This is a genomic window from Cupriavidus basilensis (genome assembly GCF_000832305.1).
Lineage (GTDB): Bacteria > Pseudomonadota > Gammaproteobacteria > Burkholderiales > Burkholderiaceae > Cupriavidus > Cupriavidus basilensis_F.
The window spans coordinates 2540885-2559258 of the sequence record NZ_CP010536.1 but is presented as its reverse complement, the minus strand read 5'-3'; the positions used below and the strand labels follow the sequence as shown (position 1 = coordinate 2559258).

Genomic DNA, 18374 nt, shown 5'->3' with positions numbered 1-18374 from the left:
CCGATCCGGCATTCCGGTTCAGACCGGCCGTGCACGCGCACGGTTCCGGGCCAGGGGCGCTCCCCTCGATGCAGCGGGCGAGATCAGTCGCCGCGCAGCAGGTCGTTCAGGCTGGTCTTGGCGCGGGTCTGCGCGTCCACCTTCTTGACGATCACGGCGCAGTACAGGCTGTACTTGCCATCCTTGGAAGGCAGGTTGCCCGCCACCACCACCGAGCCAGCCGGCACGCGGCCGTAATGGATCTCGCCGGTTTCGCGATCATAGATCTTGGTCGACTGGCCGAGGTACACGCCCATCGAGATCACCGAGTTTTCTTCCACGATCACGCCTTCGACCACTTCCGAGCGCGCGCCGATGAAGCAATTGTCTTCGATGATGACCGGGTTGGCCTGCAGCGGCTCGAGCACGCCGCCGATGCCGACGCCGCCGGACAGGTGGACGTTCTTGCCGATCTGGGCGCACGAACCGACGGTGGCCCAGGTGTCGACCATGGTGCCTTCATCGACGTAGGCGCCGATGTTGACGTACGAAGGCATCAGCACGGCGTTTTTGGCGATGAACGAGCCACGGCGGGCGACCGCCGGGGGCACCACGCGGAAGCCGCCCTTGGCGAAGTCGTCGGCGGTCCAGTTGGCGAACTTGGTCGGCACCTTGTCGTAGAACTGGGCGAAGCCGCCAGCGGACATCGGCGCGTTGTCTTCCAGGCGGAACGACAGCAGCACGGCCTTCTTGATCCACTGGTTGACAATCCATTCCTTGCCTTGCTTCTCGGCCACGCGCAGGGCGCCGGTGTCGAGCTGGCCGATCACATTGGCCACGGCTTCGCGGATGTCGTTGGGGGCGGACTTGGGCGAGAGGCTTGCGCGGTCTTCCCATGCCTGGTCGATCAGGGCTTGCAGTGCTTGCGTCATATGCGTGTTTTCAGTGGTTGATCGTTGTCTACAACAAAATACGGTGTGTGTACGGTGTGTGCCGTGCGGCGCACTTCGCCCGCGTCCGCGGGTTTCAGCCCAGCGACTTGCAGAAGGCGACGATGCGGCGCGCGCCTTCCAGGCATTCCTCGGGCGTGGCCACCAGCGCCATGCGCACGCGGTTGGCGCCGGGGTTGATGCCATCGGCCTCGCGCGCCAGGTAGCTGCCCGGCAGCACAGTGACGTTCTGCTCGGCCAGCAGCCGCGCGGCAAACTCGGTGTCGGACAGGCCGGTGCGCGAGACATCCGCCCACAGGTAGAAGCCGGCATCGGGCAAGGCCACGTCCAGCACCTCGGCCAGCATCGGCGTGACCTCGGCAAACTTGCGCGCATAGGCGGCGCGGTTGTTGCGCACATGGGCCTCGTCGTTCCAGGCCGCCACGCTGGCGGTCTGCACCGCTGGGTTCATGGCGCCGCCGTGATAGGTACGGTATAGCAGGAATTTCTTCAGCAGGGCGGCATCGCCGGCCACGAAGCCCGAGCGCAGGCCCGGCACGTTGGAGCGCTTGGACAGGCTGGAAAACATCACCAGGCGCTCGAAGGGATGTGCGCCTTCGGCGCGGCCCAGCTTGTGCGCGGCTTCCAGCGCGCCCAGCGGCGGCTCGCCTTCCTTGAAGTAGATCTCGGAGTAGCACTCGTCCGAGGCGATCACGAAGCCATGGCGGTCGGACAGCGCGAACAGCTCGCGCCAGTCTTCCAGCGACAGCACGGCGCCGGTCGGGTTGCCCGGGGAGCACACAAAGACCAGTTGCACCTTGGCCCAGGTCTCGGCGCCAATGCGGTCGAACGCGGGCGCGAAGTTGCGCGCCGGATCGCTGTTGGCGAACACGGGCGTGGCGCCGGCCAGCAGCGCCGCGCCTTCATAGATCTGATAGAACGGGTTGGGGCACAGCACCAGCGCGCCGGGCTGGCTGGCGTCGACCACGGTCTGGGCGAAGGCGAACAAGGCCTCGCGCGAGCCGGTGACCGGCAGCACCTGGGTCGTGGCATTGACCGCCGGCAGATTGTAGCGGCGCTGGATCCACGCGGCCATGCACTGTCGTAGTGCATCGGATCCGGCCGTTGTGGGATAATTCGCCAGTCCTTGCAGCGCGTTCGACAGCGCCGTCTTGATGAATTCGGGCGTGGGGTGCTTGGGTTCGCCGATGCCGAAGCTGATCGCGGGCAGCGCGCCATTTGGTTTGACGTCAGCCAGCAGCACGCGCAGTTTCTCGAACGGATAGGGCTGGAGCAGGTCGAGGCGGGGATTCACGATCAGGTTCAGGCCGGTAGGGCCAAGCTCAAAGCCAGTCATTATAGAGGATTGCCGGACATTCCCGTGCGCCGGCAAGGCCCTGGCGGCGCGGCGCGGCGGCTTGTGGCTTGTCTGCGGCCGTGCGCGACCAGCCCCGGCTGTCCCGCAGTGATTTTCCGATACCGAATACCGACTGGCTGCCCAAGTGGCAGCCTTGACCGTTTTCCCATGAGCCATCTGCCCGCGACTTCCACTGCTTCGGCCCCGGCCGACCCGCATGCCTTCAAATCCACCTTGTCCATCCTGCTGGGCGCCTCGGTCTGGGGCATCGCCTGGTTTCCCTACCGGGTTCTTGCCGGCTGGGGTCTGGGCGGCATGACGGCAGCCGCGCTGGTGAGCGCCATGGCCGCGCTGATCGCCCTGGTGGCCTTCGCGCGCCACCTGGGTGGCCTGCGCTGGTCGTGGCTGTTCGTGGCGATCGGGCTGGCGGCAGGCGTGACCAACGCCGGCTTTGTATGGGGCAGCGTCAACGGCCATGTGATGCGGGTGTTGCTGCTGTTCTACCTGACGCCGGTATGGACGGCCTTGTTTGCCCGCGTCTTCCTGGGCGAGAAACTATCGGCATCCGGCTTGCTGCTGGTAGTGCTGGCGCTGTTTGGCGCGGGGCTGATGCTGTGGACGCCGGAAGTGGGGCTGCCGCTGCCCACGCGCGCAGCGGAATGGTCCGGCCTGATTGGCGGCATGGGGTTTGCCGTCAACAATGTGCTGTCGCGCCGGGCCGGGCAGCTTTACCCGGAGATGGATGCGCGCCTGCGCACCGTGATGGTCTACGTGGGCTGCACCGCGGTCGGCCTGCCGTGCGCGCTGTTGCTGGAGCCGGGCGGTGTGGCGCTGGCGCCGGTGATCGGCTGGGGTGGCGTGGCGCTGATGCTGGGCCTCGCCGCGACGCTGGTACTGAGCAATTCGGTGGTCCAGTATGGACTGCAGCGCCTGCCGGCCAACCGGGTATCGCTGCTGATGCTGTTCGAGATCGTGATCGCGGCGGTGTCGTCGTGGTGGCTGGCGACCGAGACGCTGAGCTGGAAGGAGGCCGCCGGCGGCCTGTGCATCGTGGCGGCTGGCGCCTTGTCGGGGCTGGTGCACCGCACCAAGGCGCGTCGCGCCGGCAACGCCGCCGGTGTGGCGGACCAGGCGCTGCAGCCGCAATAGGTGGCGCCGCGCCTCAATAGAGCATCGCCCGCGACACCACCGCCACCAGCGGCTTGCGGATGGCGCGCTCCACGCTGGCATGCAGGTGCAGCGGGCGGAGCAGCATCTTGACCGTCATCTCGATCGGCAGGTTGCGCCGGATCACCGCGCTCACCCGGGAGTTGAGCCGGCGCACGTCCCTTTGCGCGATATCCTCGGTGCCGCGCTCGATGCGCAGCACGTTGCGCAGCGCGATCTGCGCGTCTTCGTTCTTGATTTCCAGCAAGCGGCGCACCAAGGCGCCCAGTACACGCAGGCGGCCGAGCCGTTCCACGCCGTTGAAGGTGTTGAAGTAGCGGTAGAAGTGCTTGTAGTGGCGCACCTCGTCATCGGCGATGCGCCGCGTCAGGTCGCGTAGCACCGGCTCGTCGCTGGCTTGTTCCAGGGAGCGGTAAAGGGCCGCGGTGCCAGTCTCGACCACGCAGCGCGCGGCCATCTCAAGGGCTTTCGTGGACTCGAAGTTGTCGATCGAGCAGGTATGGCGGTATTCCTCGAAGAACCGCGCATAGCCGCGCTCCCAGTCGAACTCGGGCCAGACATGTTCCACATAGCGCCGCAGGGCCAGGCCGTGCTGCAGCTCCTCCGCCTCCCAGTGTTCGGACAACCAGCCGGAAGCCTCGGGATTGGCGGCGTAGTAATTGGCCAGGTTGCCGGCGTACGTGTCCGAGCCGCTTTCGACAAAGGAGGCCGACACCAGCAGGTAGAACAATTCCCGATCGGACCGGACAAGGGCGGTGTCGATGGCCTGGAAATCGATGTCGTCCAAGGACCAGGGTGGTGTTGTAGCCACATTCACGGCATCGTGGTCGGGCAAGCTGCTGTCTGATATCGCCGGTGAGAAGGCGGTCATGCTGGACACTCCCAGAAGGGGCGCGAAGCCGGGCTCCGCGTTGGCCGGTGGCAGCCATTGCGCCGGTGACGGGGCGGCAGGTGCAATGGGCCTCAAGGATCACGCTGACAATGAGAGACTAGCACTAACCCTTGGAAGTTTCCCGCCGGCGCCAAGAAGTGCGGCGACGTCAAGCGCAGGGTGGTGATCTTTCGCCGCATGGCAGCATCGCCGCAAGCGTGGGGCGTGAACCGCACGGGGTGTATCGGAAGCGGCCCAAACGCCCTGGGGAAATGGCTAGCGCTTAGCCCGGAAAGCGCCCGGACGCCGAAGGCGCGATGGTATGATTAGCGCCATCTATCGGGCACAAGAGAGAAGGCATGGGGCGCAACCGGCACGCGCCGGCCCCGCTTCTCGTTGGGGCCCGGCTCTCCTGAACGCTGCATTACGCTAGATACCCCACGACCAACCGTGCGACTGTCCTCGATCAAGCTGGCGGGCTTCAAGTCCTTCGTCGATCCCACCAATTTTCAAGTGCCTGGCCAACTGGTCGGCATCGTCGGTCCCAACGGCTGCGGCAAATCGAACATCATCGATGCGGTGCGCTGGGTGCTGGGCGAGTCGCGCGCCTCCGAGCTGCGCGGCGAGTCCATGCAGGACGTGATCTTCAATGGCTCCACCGCGCGCAAACAGGCTGGCCGCGCCAGCGTCGAACTGGTGTTCGACAACCCTGAGGGGCGCGCCGGCGGGCAATGGAGCCAATATGCGGAGATCGCCGTCAAGCGGGTGCTGACCCGCGACGGCACGTCCTCCTACTACATCAACAACCAGGCCGTGCGCCGCCGCGATATCCAGGACATCTTCCTGGGCACCGGCCTGGGGCCGCGCGCCTACGCCATCATCGGGCAGGGCATGATCTCGCGCATCATCGAGGCCAAGCCCGATGACATGCGGATCTTCCTGGAAGAAGCCGCAGGGGTGTCCAAGTACAAGGAACGCCGCCGCGAAACCGAGAACCGCCTGTCCGACACGCGCGAGAACCTGACCCGCGTGGAAGACATCCTGCGCGAGCTCGGCACCAACCTGGACAAGCTCGAAGGGCAGGCCGAAGTGGCCCAGCGCTTCAAGACCTTGCAGTCCGACGGCGAGGAAAAGCAGCACCTGCTGTGGCTGCTGCGCAAGCGCGAGGCCCAGGCCGAGCAGGAGCGCAACACGCGCGCCATCGAGCAGGCACAGATCGACCTGGAAGCGCAAACCGCGCAACTGCGCCACGTCGAGGCCGAGCTCGAGACCATGCGCGCCGCGCATTACGCCGCCTCGGACAATATGCACACCGCGCAGGGCGGCCTGTACGAAGCCAATGCCGAGGTCAGCAAGCTCGAGGCCGAGATCCGCTATGTGGTGGAGTCGCGCAACCGCGTGCAGGCACAGATCGCCGCACTGACGGCGCAGCGCGAGCAGTGGCAGGGCAAGGCCGAGCAGGCTACCGATGCCCTGGCGCAGGCTGAAGAAGAGCTGGCGGTGGCCGAAGGCCGCACCATCGAAGCCCAGGAGGCCGTCGCGCACAAGACCGATGAGCTGCCCACGCTGGAAGCCCAGTGGCGCGATGCCCAGGTGCTGTCCAACGAGCAGCGCGCCAGCATCATGCAGGCCGAGCAGGCGCTCAAGCTGGAGGCCGCGCAGCAGCGCAGCGCCGACCAGATGCTGCAGCAGCTCGAGCAGCGCCGCGAGCGCTTGTCCGGCGAAGAAAAGGGGCTGGACCGCCCCGATGAAACCCGCCTGGAAGAGCAACGCGCCGAGCTGGCCGAGCAGGAAGCCGTGCTGGAAGAAGCGCAGGCCATCCTGGCTGACTCCGCCGACAGCGTGCCGCGCCTGGACGGCGAGCGCCGCAGCGCGCAGGAACGCGTGCAGCGCGAGGCCGCCGCGATCGGATCGCTGGAAGCGCGCCTGGCCGCGCTCAAGCAGTTGCAGGAAAATGTGCAGACCGAAGGCAAGGTGCAGCCCTGGCTGGCCAAGCACGGCCTGGCCGAGCTGCCGCGCCTGTGGAAGAAGCTCCATATCGAGCCGGGCTGGGAAAGCGCGCTGGAATCCGTGCTGCGCGAAAAGCTCGGCGCGCTCGAAGTCTCCAACCTGGACTGGATCAAGTCCTTCCTGTCCGACGCGCCGCCCGCCAAGCTGGCCTTCTACTCGCCGCCGCCGGCCGCGCGCCCGCAGGAAACCCCCGCCGGCATGCGTGCGCTGATGGCGCTGGTGCAGATCACCGAGCCGGGCATCCGGGCCGTGATGCAGGACTGGCTGGCCGATATCTACACCGCCACCGATATGGCGTCGGCGCTGGCCCAGCGCGCCACGCTGCCGGAAGGCGCGTCGTTCGTCGTGGCCGAGGGCCACCTGGTGGGCCGTAGCTCGGTCCACCTCTATGCGGCCGATTCCGAGCAGGCCGGCATGCTGGCCCGCGAGCAGGAAATCGAAAACCTGCAGAAGCAGGCGCGCGCCCAGCTGCTGCTGTCCGACGAAGCCAAGAGCCAGGCGGTCCGCGCCGAAGCGGCCTACACCCAGGCCAGCGCCGCGCTCACCGAGGCCCGCGGACGCAGCGAGCAGGCCACACGCCGCGTGCACGCGCTGCAGATGGATGTGCTCAAGCTGTCGCAGGCCATGGAGCGCTACGCCGCGCGCAGCGGCCAGATCCGTGAGGAACTGGCCGAAATCGCCGCGCAGATCGAAGAGCAGCGCGCCATCCGCGCCGAGTCCGAAGCCAGCTTCGAGCAGCACGACGCCGCGCTGGCGCAGATGCAGTCCACGCACGAAGACCACCAGATGGCCTTCGAGGCGCTGGACAGCAAGCTGTCGTCGGCGCGGCACCAGCTGCGCGACTTCGAGCGCGCGGCGCAGGAAGCGCTGTTCGCTGAGCGCAACCTGGCTAACCGCATCGACGAGCTGCGCCGCAATATCCAGACCGCGGGCGACCAGTCGGAGCGTCTTGCCCAGTCGCTGGAAGATGCTCGCGTCGAGCTGGAAACCATCAATGAGCAGACCGCCCACACCGGCCTGCAGGATGCGCTGGAGCGCCGTGCCGAGAAGGAAGAAAAACTCCAGCTCGCCCGCACCGAGCTGGACGCGCTGTCGGCGCAGCTGCGCCAGTACGACGACCAGCGCCTGGCCGCCGAGCGCAGCCTGCAGCCGCTGCGCGACCGCATCACCGAGTACCAGTTGAAGGAACAGGCCGCGCGCCTGAACCAGGAGCAGTTCAGCGAGCAACTCACGACCGCCGAGGTGGACGAGGCCGCGCTGGCCGAGAAGCTCACGCCCGATCTCAAGCCCTCCTACCTGCAGGGCGAGGTCACCCGCCTGAACAACGCCATCAACGCGCTCGGGCCGGTGAACATGGCCGCGCTGGACGAACTGGCGGCGGCGCGCGAGCGCAAGACCTTCCTCGATGCGCAGTCGGCCGACCTGATCGACGCCATCACCACGCTGGAAGACGCGATCCACAAGATCGACCAGGAAACCCGCGCGATGCTGCAAGGGACCTTCGACCAGGTCAACCATCACTTCGGCGAGCTGTTCCCGTCGCTGTTCGGTGGCGGGCAAGCCAAGCTGATCATGACCGGCGACGAAATCCTCGACGCCGGCGTGCAGGTGATGGCGCAGCCGCCGGGCAAGAAGAACTCCACCATCCACCTGCTGTCGGGCGGTGAGAAGGCCCTGACGGCCATCGCGCTGGTGTTCGCCATGTTCCAGCTCAACCCGGCGCCGTTCTGCCTGCTCGACGAGGTGGACGCACCGCTGGACGATGCCAATACGGAGCGCTACGCCAATATGGTGGCGCGCATGTCGGACAAGACCCAGTTCGTCTTCATTTCCCACAATAAAATCGCAATGGAAATGGCACACCAGTTGATTGGCGTGACGATGCAAGAGCAAGGTGTATCGCGTATCGTCGCCGTGGATATGGACGCAGCGCTCTCGATGGCGGAGGCAGCATGACGCTCCAGACCGCCCTGATCGTTGCAGGCATTGTCCTGTTGCTGCTGGTAGTCGCCTACAACCAGTGGCAGATCCGCAAGGCGCGCCGCCCGCGCGCCCTGCAGCCCGAAGACGACCTGCCGCCGATGCGCGAGCCGGTGGTAAGCCCGGTGGTCAAGCCGGAAGTCAGCGCCAGGCTGCACGAGCCATTGCCCGAGCATCAGCTCGAGCGGCGCGAGCCCACGTTGTCGGCTTCGCCGCTGGACGCCGCCGCCGTGGCGGCTGGCATGGCCGCGAGCTCGGCCGACGCCGACGAAGCCCTGGCAGATGAAGTGGCCATCGCCGCGGCGCCGTCCTCGGCCCATGCGGCTGCCGGCAAGCCCGCGCATGCCGAGGAGGCTGGGTCTGCCGGGCTCGCCGAATCGTATGACGCCGCGGACCACGAAGAACATGCGGAAGATGCAGAACACGCGGAACAAGTGGAACGCACCGAACCGACAAAGCCCAGGCAAGATGCCGCGCCTGCCCAAGCGGCGCAGCCAGAGCCCGTTGCGCTCGATGGCCAGCCCACGCCGGCTGTCATCGATCCGCTGATCGACTGCATCGTGCCGCTGCGCCTGGAGCGCAAGAGCTCGGGCGATCGCATCCTGCCGCTCACCGGCCGCCTGCGCCGTGCGGGAACCAAGCAGGTGCACATCGAAGGTCTGCGCAGCGAAGCCAATGCCTGGGAGCCGGTCACCGCCGGCCATCAGTACGAGGACCTGCAGGTAGCGGTGCAGCTTGCCAACCGCGGCGGGGCGCTCAACGCGCTCGAGTTTTCGGAGTTCGTCAATGCGGTGGAAGCGCTGGCCGAAGCGCTAGACGCCTCGGCCGAACTGCCCGACATGACCGAGACGGTCGCCAACGGCCGCGAGCTCGATGCGTTTGCCGCCAGTTGCGATGTGCAGCTTGGCGTGAACGTGATCTCCGACGGCGCGCCGTGGTCCGCCGCCTATGTGCAGACGGTGGCGACCCAGGACGGGCTGGTCCTGTCGCGCGACGGCACTCGCTTCACGCGCTATCAGGCCAACGCCGAGGGCGTGCAGCGGGCGCTGTTCACGCTGCAGTTCGGCGATACCAACTTCCTGCGCGATGACCTCACGGCCAAGGCCGGCCGCCAGATCACGCTGCTGCTCGATGTGCCGTCCGCGGCGCAAGCGACCAAGCCGTTCAAGACCGTGTGCGAGTACGGCTACAGCCTGGCGCAACGCATGGGCGCGCAACTGGTCGACGACAATATGCGGCCGTTGAGCGAATCGTCCTTCGTCGCCATCTTCGGCCAGCTTCAAACACTCTACGACAAGCTGGAAGCCCGCGGCATGCCCGCGGGCTCGCCGGTGACGCTACGTTTGTTCAGTCTCTGACACGCCAGTACGCCAGTACGCCAGTTCGGCATCGACGATAACGACGACAACGGATTCAGTCCTTCAGCATGAGCACCAAACCAGAAGGCGCGGCGGCGCAAGCCACCGCGCCTGTCAGCGATTCTCCCGCCGCGCGCGCCGACTGGCTGCGCGCCGAGCTGGAGCGCCACAATTACCAGTACTACGTCCTTGATGCGCCGTCGGTGCCCGATGCCGAGTACGACGTGCTGTTCCGCGAATTGCAGGACATCGAGACCAGGCATCCCGAGTTGCTGACCCCTGAGTCGCCCACGCAGCGCGTGGGCGGCCAGCCGCTGTCGGCCTTCGACACGGTACGCCATGCCATCCCGATGCTGTCGCTCAACAACGGCTTCGAGGATGAGGATGTGCTGGCCTTCGACCGTCGTTGCGCGCAGGGGCTGGGGCGTGCCGCCCCCGCCGACGGCACGGCCGACCTGTTCAGCGCCGCCGAGGCAGTGGAGTACGCCTGCGAGCTGAAGTTCGATGGCCTGGCCATGTCCTTGCGCTACGAGGCCGGTCGGCTGGTGCAGGCCGCCACCCGCGGCGACGGCGAGACTGGCGAGGATGTGACCGTCAACGTGCGCACCATCAAGGCGATTCCGCTGCGCTTGCGCGGCGAGGCCGAGGCCTTGCCAGCGGTGCTGGAAGTGCGCGGGGAAGTCTTCATGTATCGCCGCGAATTCGACAAGCTCAATGCGCGGCAGGCCGAGGCCGGTGAAAAGACCTTCGTCAATCCGCGCAACGCCGCCGCCGGCAGCCTGCGCCAGCTGGATCCGCGCATCACCGCCAAGCGTCCGTTGTCGTTTTTCGCCTACGGGCTGGGCGAGCTGCAAGGCGCGCCGCGTCCCGAGACGCACAGCGCCATGCTCGACTGGTTCGCCGGGCTTGGCATGCCGGTCTGCGCGGAGCGCGAAGTCGTGCGAGGTGCGGACGGCTTGCTGAGCTTCTATCGCGGGGTGGGCGAGCGGCGCGCGGCGTTGCCGTACGACATCGACGGCGTGGTGTACAAGGTCAACGCGCTGGCCGAGCAGGAGCGCCTTGGCTTCGTGTCGCGTGCGCCGCGCTTCGCGCTGGCGCACAAGTTCCCGGCCCAGGAAATGACCACGGTGGTCGAGGATATCGAGGTGCAGGTCGGCCGCACCGGCGCCATCACGCCGGTGGCGCGGCTGGCGCCGGTGTTCGTTGGCGGCGTGACGGTGACCAATGCCACGCTGCACAACGAGGACGAGATCCGCCGCAAGGACGTGCATATCGGCGATACCGTGATCGTGCGGCGCGCCGGCGACGTGATTCCCGAAGTGGTGGCGGTGGTGCCGGAGCGCCGGCCCGCCGACGCACGCGCCTTCGTCATGCCCACCGCATGCCCGGTGTGCGGGTCTCACATCGAGAAGCTGGAAGGCGAGGTGATCGCGCGCTGCACCGGCGGGCTGATCTGCGCGGCCCAGCGCAAGCAGGCGCTGCTGCATTTCGCGCAGCGCCGCGCCATGGATATCGAAGGCCTCGGCGACAAGGTGGTCGAGCAACTGGTCGACATGGCCATCGTGCACACGCCGGCCGATCTCTACAAGCTTGGCGTCGCCAAGCTGGCCGCGCTGGACCGGATGGCCGACAAGTCGGCCACCAACCTGGTGGCCGCCATCGAGGCGTCGCGCGAGACCACGCTCAACCGCTTTATCTTCTCGCTAGGCATCCGCCATGTGGGCGAAGCGACGGCCAAGGACCTGGCCAAGCATTTCGGCAAGCTCGATGGGCTGCTGGCAGCCGACGAGGCCGCCTTGCTCGAGGTCAACGACGTGGGGCCGGTGGTGGCGCAGTCCATCGCCAACTTCCTGGCCGAGCCGCACAACGTGGAAGTCATCGAGCAACTGCGTGCCGCCGGCGTGCACTGGCCGGAAAGCGAGCCGGCGCAGCGTGCGGCGCCCGCGCCGCTGGCCGGCAAGACGTTCGTGCTGACAGGCACGCTGCCCACGCTGTCGCGCGAAGACGCCAAGGAAATGCTGGAGGCGGCCGGCGCCAAGGTGGCCGGCTCGGTGTCGAAGAAGACTGACTATGTGGTGGCTGGCGCGGAAGCCGGCAGCAAACTGGAAAAGGCCGAGGCGCTCGGCGTGCCCGTGCTGGACGAGGCCGCCTTGCTGGCTTTGCTGGCCGAGCTTAATACCGGAGATCAAGCATGATCCGTGACATTCTCAAGATGGGCGACCCGCGCCTGCTGCAGGTAGCGCGCCCTGTCACGCGCTTCAACACGCCCGAATTGCGCATCCTGATCGACGATATGTTCGACACCATGGATCACGCCAACGGTGCTGGCCTGGCCGCGCCGCAGATCGGCGTGGACCTGCAGGTGGTGATCTTCGGCTTCGACCGCAATCCGCGCTATCCCGACGCCCCCACCGTGCCCAAGACCGTACTGATCAATCCCGAGCTGACGCCGCTTGGCGAGGAGCAGGATGAAGCCTGGGAAGGCTGCCTGTCGGTGCCGGGGCTGCGCGGGGTGGTGCCGCGTTTCACGCGCCTGAAGTACACCGGCTTTGACGTGATGGGCGCGCGCATCGAGCGCGTTGCCGAGGATTTCCACGCGCGCGTGGTGCAGCATGAATGCGACCACCTGCAGGGCATCCTCTATCCCATGCGGGTGACGGACTTTACGCGCTTCGGCTTTACCGATGTGCTGTTCCCCGAGCTGCCTCCCAATAGCGACGACTGACCCGCGACGACTGGCCGGCGACGACTGATGCATGCGCTCGACTTGCGCACCCACGCGCAGGGTACGGCTTTACGAACGAAAACACGGGCGCGCGCGCCGCATCGAGCACCGGGAGACAGGATATGCAGACACTTCGCCTTGCGCGTTGCGCATCGATCGCACTGATTGCGCTAGCCGCGGCGGCCCAGTTTGGCTGCGCCGCCCCAGGCGCGGACAGTGCCGCGAGCGCGAAGCAGGCCGCACCGGCGCCCGGCACGGCGCCGCAAGCTGCCGCGCCCCAATGGCAGCGGGTCAGGCTTGGCACGGGTGCTGGGGCCTACGATTTTCCGGTCTACGCCAACCATCCGCTGGACGCAGACCTGCGCGGCATCCGCGAGGTGATCTTCGTCCAGCACGGGCTGCAGCGTAACGGCGACGACTACTTCGCGGCCGGCGCGGCGCTGCTCAAGCAAACCGGGCGCAATCCCGACGAGGTGCTGCTCATCGCGCCGAACTTCCCCGGCACGCCGGATGCGGCCAAGGGCAAGCATTTCGACGGCATGCCGATATGGAGCGTGCAGGGCTGGATGAGCGGGGAGGATGCGGTCAACCCACCGTTTTCGGTCAGCTCGCTGCAGGTGCTGGATGACCTCGTCGGCATGGTGACCAACAAGGCCCGTTTTCCCGCAGTGACCCGCGTGACGGTGGCCGGCCACTCGGGAGGCGCGCAGCTGGTGCATCGCTATGTGGTGCTGAACAACGTCGACGAGCGTATTCGCGCGGGCGGCATCGATCTGCGCTACGTGGTGGCGAATCCTTCGTCGTATCTGTATTTCACGCCGGAGCGCCCACGCGGCAAAGGCTTTGCGCCCTATGACACGGCCATTTGTGCGGACTATGATAAATACCGCTACGGTATGCGCGACATGGTCCCCTATGCGCGCGGCGCGACCGGCGATGTGCTGTTCCGCCGCTATCTCCAGCGCCAGGTGACCTACCTCGTGGGCTCGGAAGATAACGACCCCAACCACCGCGTGCTCGACAAGGCCTGCGGCGCCGAGGCCGAAGGGCCGACCCGGCTGGAGCGCGCGCGTGGCTACCTGCGCTACACGCAGTTTCTTGCTGCGCCGATGATGGGTAGCCAGCACCCGCCGGTGCGCCACCAGGCGTTCGAGGTGGTTGGCGTCGGGCACGACCAGCACCGGATGCTTGGCTCGCAATGCGGCGCCAAGGCAGTGTTCGGGCTGCCGGAGATGGTCAATGCGCACGGCGCGGCTTGCCGTGCACCACAGCTGTGAAGCGATTGGCGCAGGGCAGGGCGCCCGCTTGCGGCATGGATTGAGGCATTGGCCATGCGAGGCCGCTGGGTTTGTCCCGGCGGCCAGACCGTGCAAGCGGTGCCAGCGTGTCGAGTGCCGCGTGCCTGGCGATGGCGCGGCGCGTGGCGCCGGCCGCCAGCTTGCTTTTCGGCCCGGCGCTCAGAACTTCTCGAAGGCACCGAGGAAGCGCCACTGGCCCACCGGCAGGTCGCCCAGCACGATGCGGCCCATGCGCACGCGCTTCAGGCCCACGACCCGCAGGCCAACCTGCTCGCACATGCGGCGGATCTGACGCTTCTTGCCTTCGCGCAGGACGAAGCGCAATTGCTCCTCGTTCTGCCAGCTCACCTTGGCCGGCTTGAGCGCTTCGCCATCCAGCGACAGGCCGTGGCGCAGCTTCTCGATCAGTTCCACCGGGAACACGTGCGAGATGTCGCGCTCGACCAGGCCTTCCGGCGAATCCCAGCTTACCCGCACCAGGTATTCCTTCTCGACGGTCGAATCCTCGCCGATCAGGTGGCGCGCGACGCGGCCGTCCTGGGTCAGCACCAGCAGGCCGGTGGAGTCGATGTCGAGCCGGCCGGCAGGTGCCAGGCTCTTGCGCTGCCACGGGGCAAAACGCTTGCGGGTGGGGTCCAGCTCCCACTGGTTTTCCGGCGCGAACAGCACGGCGGCGGGCTCGTAGCCATCTTCGGCCTGGCCCGACACATAACCGACCGGTTTGTGCAGCAGCACGGTCACGCGTTCGCCTTGCTCGGAGCGTGCAGCCTGGTGGATCTCGATATTGGCGTCCGGGCTGATGCGCGAGCCCAGTTCGGTGACGGGCTGGCCGTCGACCAGTACCCAGCCGCGCGGAATCCATTCATCGGCTTCGCGGCGCGAGCACAGGCCGAGCTCCGACATCCGCTTGGACAGGCGCACCAGGCCATCGGAGCTGGGCTGGGGCGCGTTCTGTACGGGTGCGGCACGTTCCGTACGTTCCGTACGTTCTGCACGGGCGCCCTGGTAGTCACGCTGGCCGGCATCGCCGGCGCGGCGCGCACGGTCATTGTCGCCACCGTGAGCGGGACGGCGAGGGCGGTCGTCGCCCTCGCCAGCAAAACGGCGCGGACGGTCCTGGCCTTCACCCGGGGTGAAGCGGCGCGGACGATCGTTGCCGTCGCCTGGGCCGAAATTGCGCGGGCGATCATTGCCTTCACCGGCGAAGCGGCGGGGACGGTCCTGGCCTTCGCCTGGGCCGAAACGACGCGGACGGTCCTGGCCTTCGCCTGGGGCGAAACGACGCGGGCGGTCATTGCCTTCGCCAGCAAAGCGGCGGGGCCGATCCTGGCCTTCACCCGGGGTGAAACGGCGCGGACGGTCCTGGCCCTCACCGGCGCCGAAGTTGCGCGGCCGGTCGTTGCTGTCGCCGCCGAAGCGGCGGGGCCGATCCTGGCCTTCGCCCGGGGTGAAACGGCGCGGACGGTCCTGGCCCTCACCGGCGCCGAAGTTGCGCGGCCGGTCGTTGCTGTCGCCGCCGAAGCGGCGGGGCCGATCCTGGCCTTCGCCCGGGGTGAAGCGGCGCGGACGGTCCTGGCCTTCGCCGGAGCCGAAGTTGCGCGGGCGGTCGTTGCTGTCGCCGCCGAAGCGGCGGGGCCGATCCTGGCCTTCGCCCGGGGTGAAGCGGCGCGGACGGTCCTGGCCCTCGCCCGGGTTGAAGCGGCGCGGACGGTCCTGGCCTTCGCCGGCGCCGAAGTTGCGCGGGCGGTCGTTGCTGTCGCCGCCGAAGCGGCGGGGCCGATCCTGGCCTTCGCCCGGGGTGAAGCGGCGCGGACGGTCCTGGCCTTCACCCGGGCGCGGGCCGCGCGGCGGGCGCTGGCCAGCGTCTTCTGCCTTCTTGCGGCCGCCGGCGCGTTCCTGTGCCTGCTTGATGCCGTCGACCACGGCGCGCACGCGTCCGCGGTTCAGGTCGGACACCCGCACCGGCCGGGTGGCGGCGGGTTTGCGGGCATTGCCCTCGGGCGCGGCGGTCTTGATGCCCAGCGTCTTGCGCTTGGGCGAATTGCTATCGGTCATATCTTCTATGTGGGGCGTCCGGCCTAGATGGCCAGCGCCGCCAGCAGGTCCTGTTCAAGCTGTAACTGCAGTTTGTTATCCGAGGCGAGGCGGCTGCCATCGACCAGGAAAACGTCTTCCACCCGCTCGCCGAGCGTATTGATGCGGGCGGTATGCACCGAGGTGCGATGTTTGGCCAGTACGCGGGAGATCGCATACAGCAGGCCGGTGCGGTCGTTGGCCGACAAGGAAAGCAGGTAGTACTGGCCGCGTTCGTCGGGGCGCAGGTCCACGCGCGGCTTGATCGGGAAGCTGCGCGACTGGCGCGACAGCCGCCCCTGGGTGGGTTCCGCCAGCGCGCCTTGCTGCTGCAGGCGCTCGGCCAGCTCGTGCTCCACCAGCGCGATGATGTCGCGGTAGTTGCCGCTGGCGTCGCTGCTGATGCCCGGGTCGGTCACCTGGAACGTATCGAGCGCATAGCCGTGGCGCGTGGTGTGGATCTTGGCTTCCTGGATGGAGAAGCTCTTGCGCTCGAAATAGCCGCAGATGCGCGCGAACACGTCGGGCTGGTCTTTGATGTAGACCGCCACCTGCAAGCCTTCGCCCGCGGGCGACAGGCGCGCCTTGACCACCGGCACCGGGCTGTCCACCTTGTTGTACAGGTGCCGCGTGAGCCAGGCGATGTCGCGCGCGTCGTGGCGCAGGAAGAAGGCCACGTCGAGCTGGGACCACAAAGGCTTGCCCAGTTCCGGGTCGAACGCCTTGAGCCGCAGCTGCGCGATGGTGTCGTCGCGGCGCTGCGCCCACAGCGAGTGCGGGTCCACGCGCGCGCCGCCCAGCACGCGCAGCGTGATGCGGTAGAGGTCTTCCAGCAGCTTGCCCTTCCACGCGTTCCACACCTTGGGGCTGGTGCCGCGGATATCGGCCACGGTCAGCAGGTAGAGCGCGGTCATGTAGCGCTCGGTGCCGACCACGCGGGCGAAGGCATGGATCACGTCCGCATCGGTCAGGTCTTGCTTCTGCGCGACATGGCTCATGGTCAGGTGATGCTCGACCAGCCAGGCGATCAGGTCGGCATCTTCGCGCTCAATGCCGTGCTGCTTGCAGAAACGGCGCGCATCCGCCGTGCCGAGCTTGGAGTGATCGCCGCCGCGGCCCTTGGCGATGTCGTGGAACAGCGCCGCCACCCACAGCACCCAGGGGCGGTCGAAGGTGGCCATCAGCTGGCTGCAGAAGGGGAACTCGTGCGTGTGCTCGACGATGGCGAAGCGGCGCATGTTGCGCACCACCATCAGGATGTGCTGGTCCACCGTGTAGACGTGGAACAGGTCGTGCTGCATCTGCCCGACGATACGGCGGAAGTTGATCAGGTAGCGGCCCAGCACGCTGGTCTGGTTCATCAGGCGCAGCGCGTGGGTGATTCCCTGCGGCTCCTGCACGATGGCGAGGAACAGGCGGCGGTTCACCGGATCGTTGCGCCAGCTCGCGTCCATCACCGTGCGGGCGTTGTACAGGCCGCGCAGCGTGCGTGGCGACAAGCCCTTGACGCCCGGCGTGCGCTCGTACACCAGGAAGGTTTCCAGGATGGCGTGCGGCTCGCGCTCGTAGAGATCGTCGCTGGTGATCTCGAGCATGCCCTGGCGTTCCACGAAGCGCTCGTTGATGACGCGCGTCACCTTGGATTCGCTCGGGAACAACATGGCTTCGATATTGAGCAGCAGCACGATATTGAGCTGCGTGACCGCCTTGGCTGCCCAGTAGTAACGGCGCATCAGCTGCTCGCTGGCGCGCTTGTTATTGTTCTGGCGGTAGCCAAAGGCCTCGGCCAGCGCGGTCTGCAGGTCGAACACCAGCACGTCCTGGCGGCGCCCGGCCACCAGGTGCAGGCGCGCGCGGATGGTCTTGAGCAGGCGCTCGTTGCGGGCGAGTTCCTGCGCTTCGCGCTCGCTCAGCAGCCCGCGCTCGAACAGTTCCTTCCAGCTGTCGCCCAGCCCGGCGGCCTTGGTCATCCACAGGATCACCTGCAGGTCGCGCAGGCCGCCGGGGCTTTCCTTGCTGTTGGGTTCGAGCGAATAGGGCGTGTCCTGGTACTTGGCGTGGCGCTGCCGCATTTCCAGCAGCTTGGCCTGGAAGAAGGCGCGCGGGTCCAGGTCGGCCTGGTAGCGCGTCTGCAGCTCGGCAAACAGCTTGCGGTTGCCCGTCAGCAGGCGCGCTTCCAGCAAGGACGTCTGGATCGTCACGTCCTGGCGCGATTCGCGGATGCAGTCGTCCACGGTGCGCACGGCGGAGCCGATTTCAAGGCCCAGGTCCCAGCACAGGCCAATGAACTTCTCCAGCCTGGAGGTGGTGTCCTCGCCGGGTTCCGATGGCAGCAACAGCAGCACATCCACATCGGAAAACGGGAACAGCTCGCCGCGCCCGTAGCCGCCCACCGCCACCAGCGCGCTGTCGTCCGGCAGGCCCAGGCCGCGCCAGGCTTCGACCAGCGCGGCATCGACCGCGCGCCGCAGGCGCGTCAGCAGGTGCCCGACATGGCCGTGCGCGTTGAAATCCGCGAACACGGCCTGCTTGTCGGCTTTCAGCTGATCGCGAACACGGGTGGCGAGGATGATTTCCGGCGTGGCGTCCATGGCTAGGGCTTGGGGCATCGAAGGGACGGCTGAAAC

At 67.4% G+C, this 18374-nt stretch carries 11 protein-coding genes; 6 read left to right on the top strand and 5 right to left on the bottom strand.

Annotated features, from left to right (window positions below; translation table 11 throughout):
* Positions 1-83 precede the first annotated feature (83 nt).
* Complete coding sequence (gene dapD, locus RR42_RS11935) at positions 84-911, bottom strand: 2,3,4,5-tetrahydropyridine-2,6-dicarboxylate N-succinyltransferase (RefSeq protein ID WP_043346976.1); 828 nt, start codon at positions 909-911, stop codon at positions 84-86.
* A 94-nt stretch (positions 912-1005) separates the two neighbouring features.
* Complete coding sequence (gene dapC, locus RR42_RS11930; RefSeq protein ID WP_043351981.1) at positions 1006-2223, bottom strand: succinyldiaminopimelate transaminase; 1218 nt, start codon at positions 2221-2223, stop codon at positions 1006-1008.
* A 210-nt stretch (positions 2224-2433) separates the two neighbouring features.
* On the opposite strand from dapC, the gene RR42_RS11925 reads away from it, so the two are divergent.
* Complete coding sequence (locus tag RR42_RS11925) at positions 2434-3414, top strand: DMT family transporter (RefSeq protein WP_043346972.1); 981 nt, start codon at positions 2434-2436, stop codon at positions 3412-3414.
* Positions 3415-3427: 13 nt separating this feature from the next.
* On the opposite strand, the gene RR42_RS11920 is transcribed toward RR42_RS11925, so the two are convergent.
* A complete protein-coding gene (locus RR42_RS11920; protein ID WP_330218477.1) occupies positions 3428-4303 on the bottom strand; it encodes a ferritin-like domain-containing protein in 876 nt (291 codons plus the stop codon).
* A gap of 450 nt (positions 4304-4753) precedes the next feature.
* Between RR42_RS11920 and smc the strand changes: the two genes are divergently transcribed.
* From smc to RR42_RS11895, 5 genes are all read left to right on the top strand, one after another.
* Entirely contained in the window at positions 4754-8269 is a 3516-nt protein-coding gene (smc, locus tag RR42_RS11915) for a chromosome segregation protein SMC (RefSeq protein ID WP_043346970.1), read from the top strand.
* A complete protein-coding gene (locus RR42_RS11910; protein ID WP_043346966.1) occupies positions 8266-9651 on the top strand; it encodes a cell division protein ZipA C-terminal FtsZ-binding domain-containing protein in 1386 nt (461 codons plus the stop codon). Before smc ends, RR42_RS11910 begins: the two co-directional genes overlap by 4 nt.
* A gap of 68 nt (positions 9652-9719) precedes the next feature.
* Entirely contained in the window at positions 9720-11846 is a 2127-nt protein-coding gene (gene ligA / locus RR42_RS11905) for an NAD-dependent DNA ligase LigA (protein WP_043346964.1), read from the top strand.
* Positions 11843-12376 carry a peptide deformylase gene (gene def, locus RR42_RS11900; RefSeq protein WP_043346961.1) on the top strand — a complete coding sequence of 178 codons (534 nt, stop codon included), beginning with the start codon at positions 11843-11845 and terminating at the stop codon, positions 12374-12376. The genes ligA and def overlap by 4 nt, the downstream gene beginning before the upstream one ends.
* 122 nt (positions 12377-12498) lie before the next feature.
* Complete coding sequence (locus tag RR42_RS11895; protein ID WP_043346958.1) at positions 12499-13653, top strand: hypothetical protein; 1155 nt, start codon at positions 12499-12501, stop codon at positions 13651-13653.
* Between the two features lie 180 nt (positions 13654-13833).
* Here the strand turns inward: RR42_RS11895 and RR42_RS11890 are convergent, their stop codons facing one another.
* Positions 13834-15729: a pseudouridine synthase gene (locus RR42_RS11890; RefSeq protein WP_043346955.1), complete on the bottom strand. Its 1896-nt coding sequence runs from the start codon at positions 15727-15729 to the stop codon at positions 13834-13836.
* A 23-nt stretch (positions 15730-15752) separates the two neighbouring features.
* On the bottom strand, positions 15753-18338 hold the full coding sequence (locus RR42_RS11885) for a [protein-PII] uridylyltransferase (RefSeq protein WP_043346954.1): 2586 nt from the start codon (positions 18336-18338) through the stop codon (positions 15753-15755).
* Positions 18339-18374: the final 36 nt, after the last annotated feature.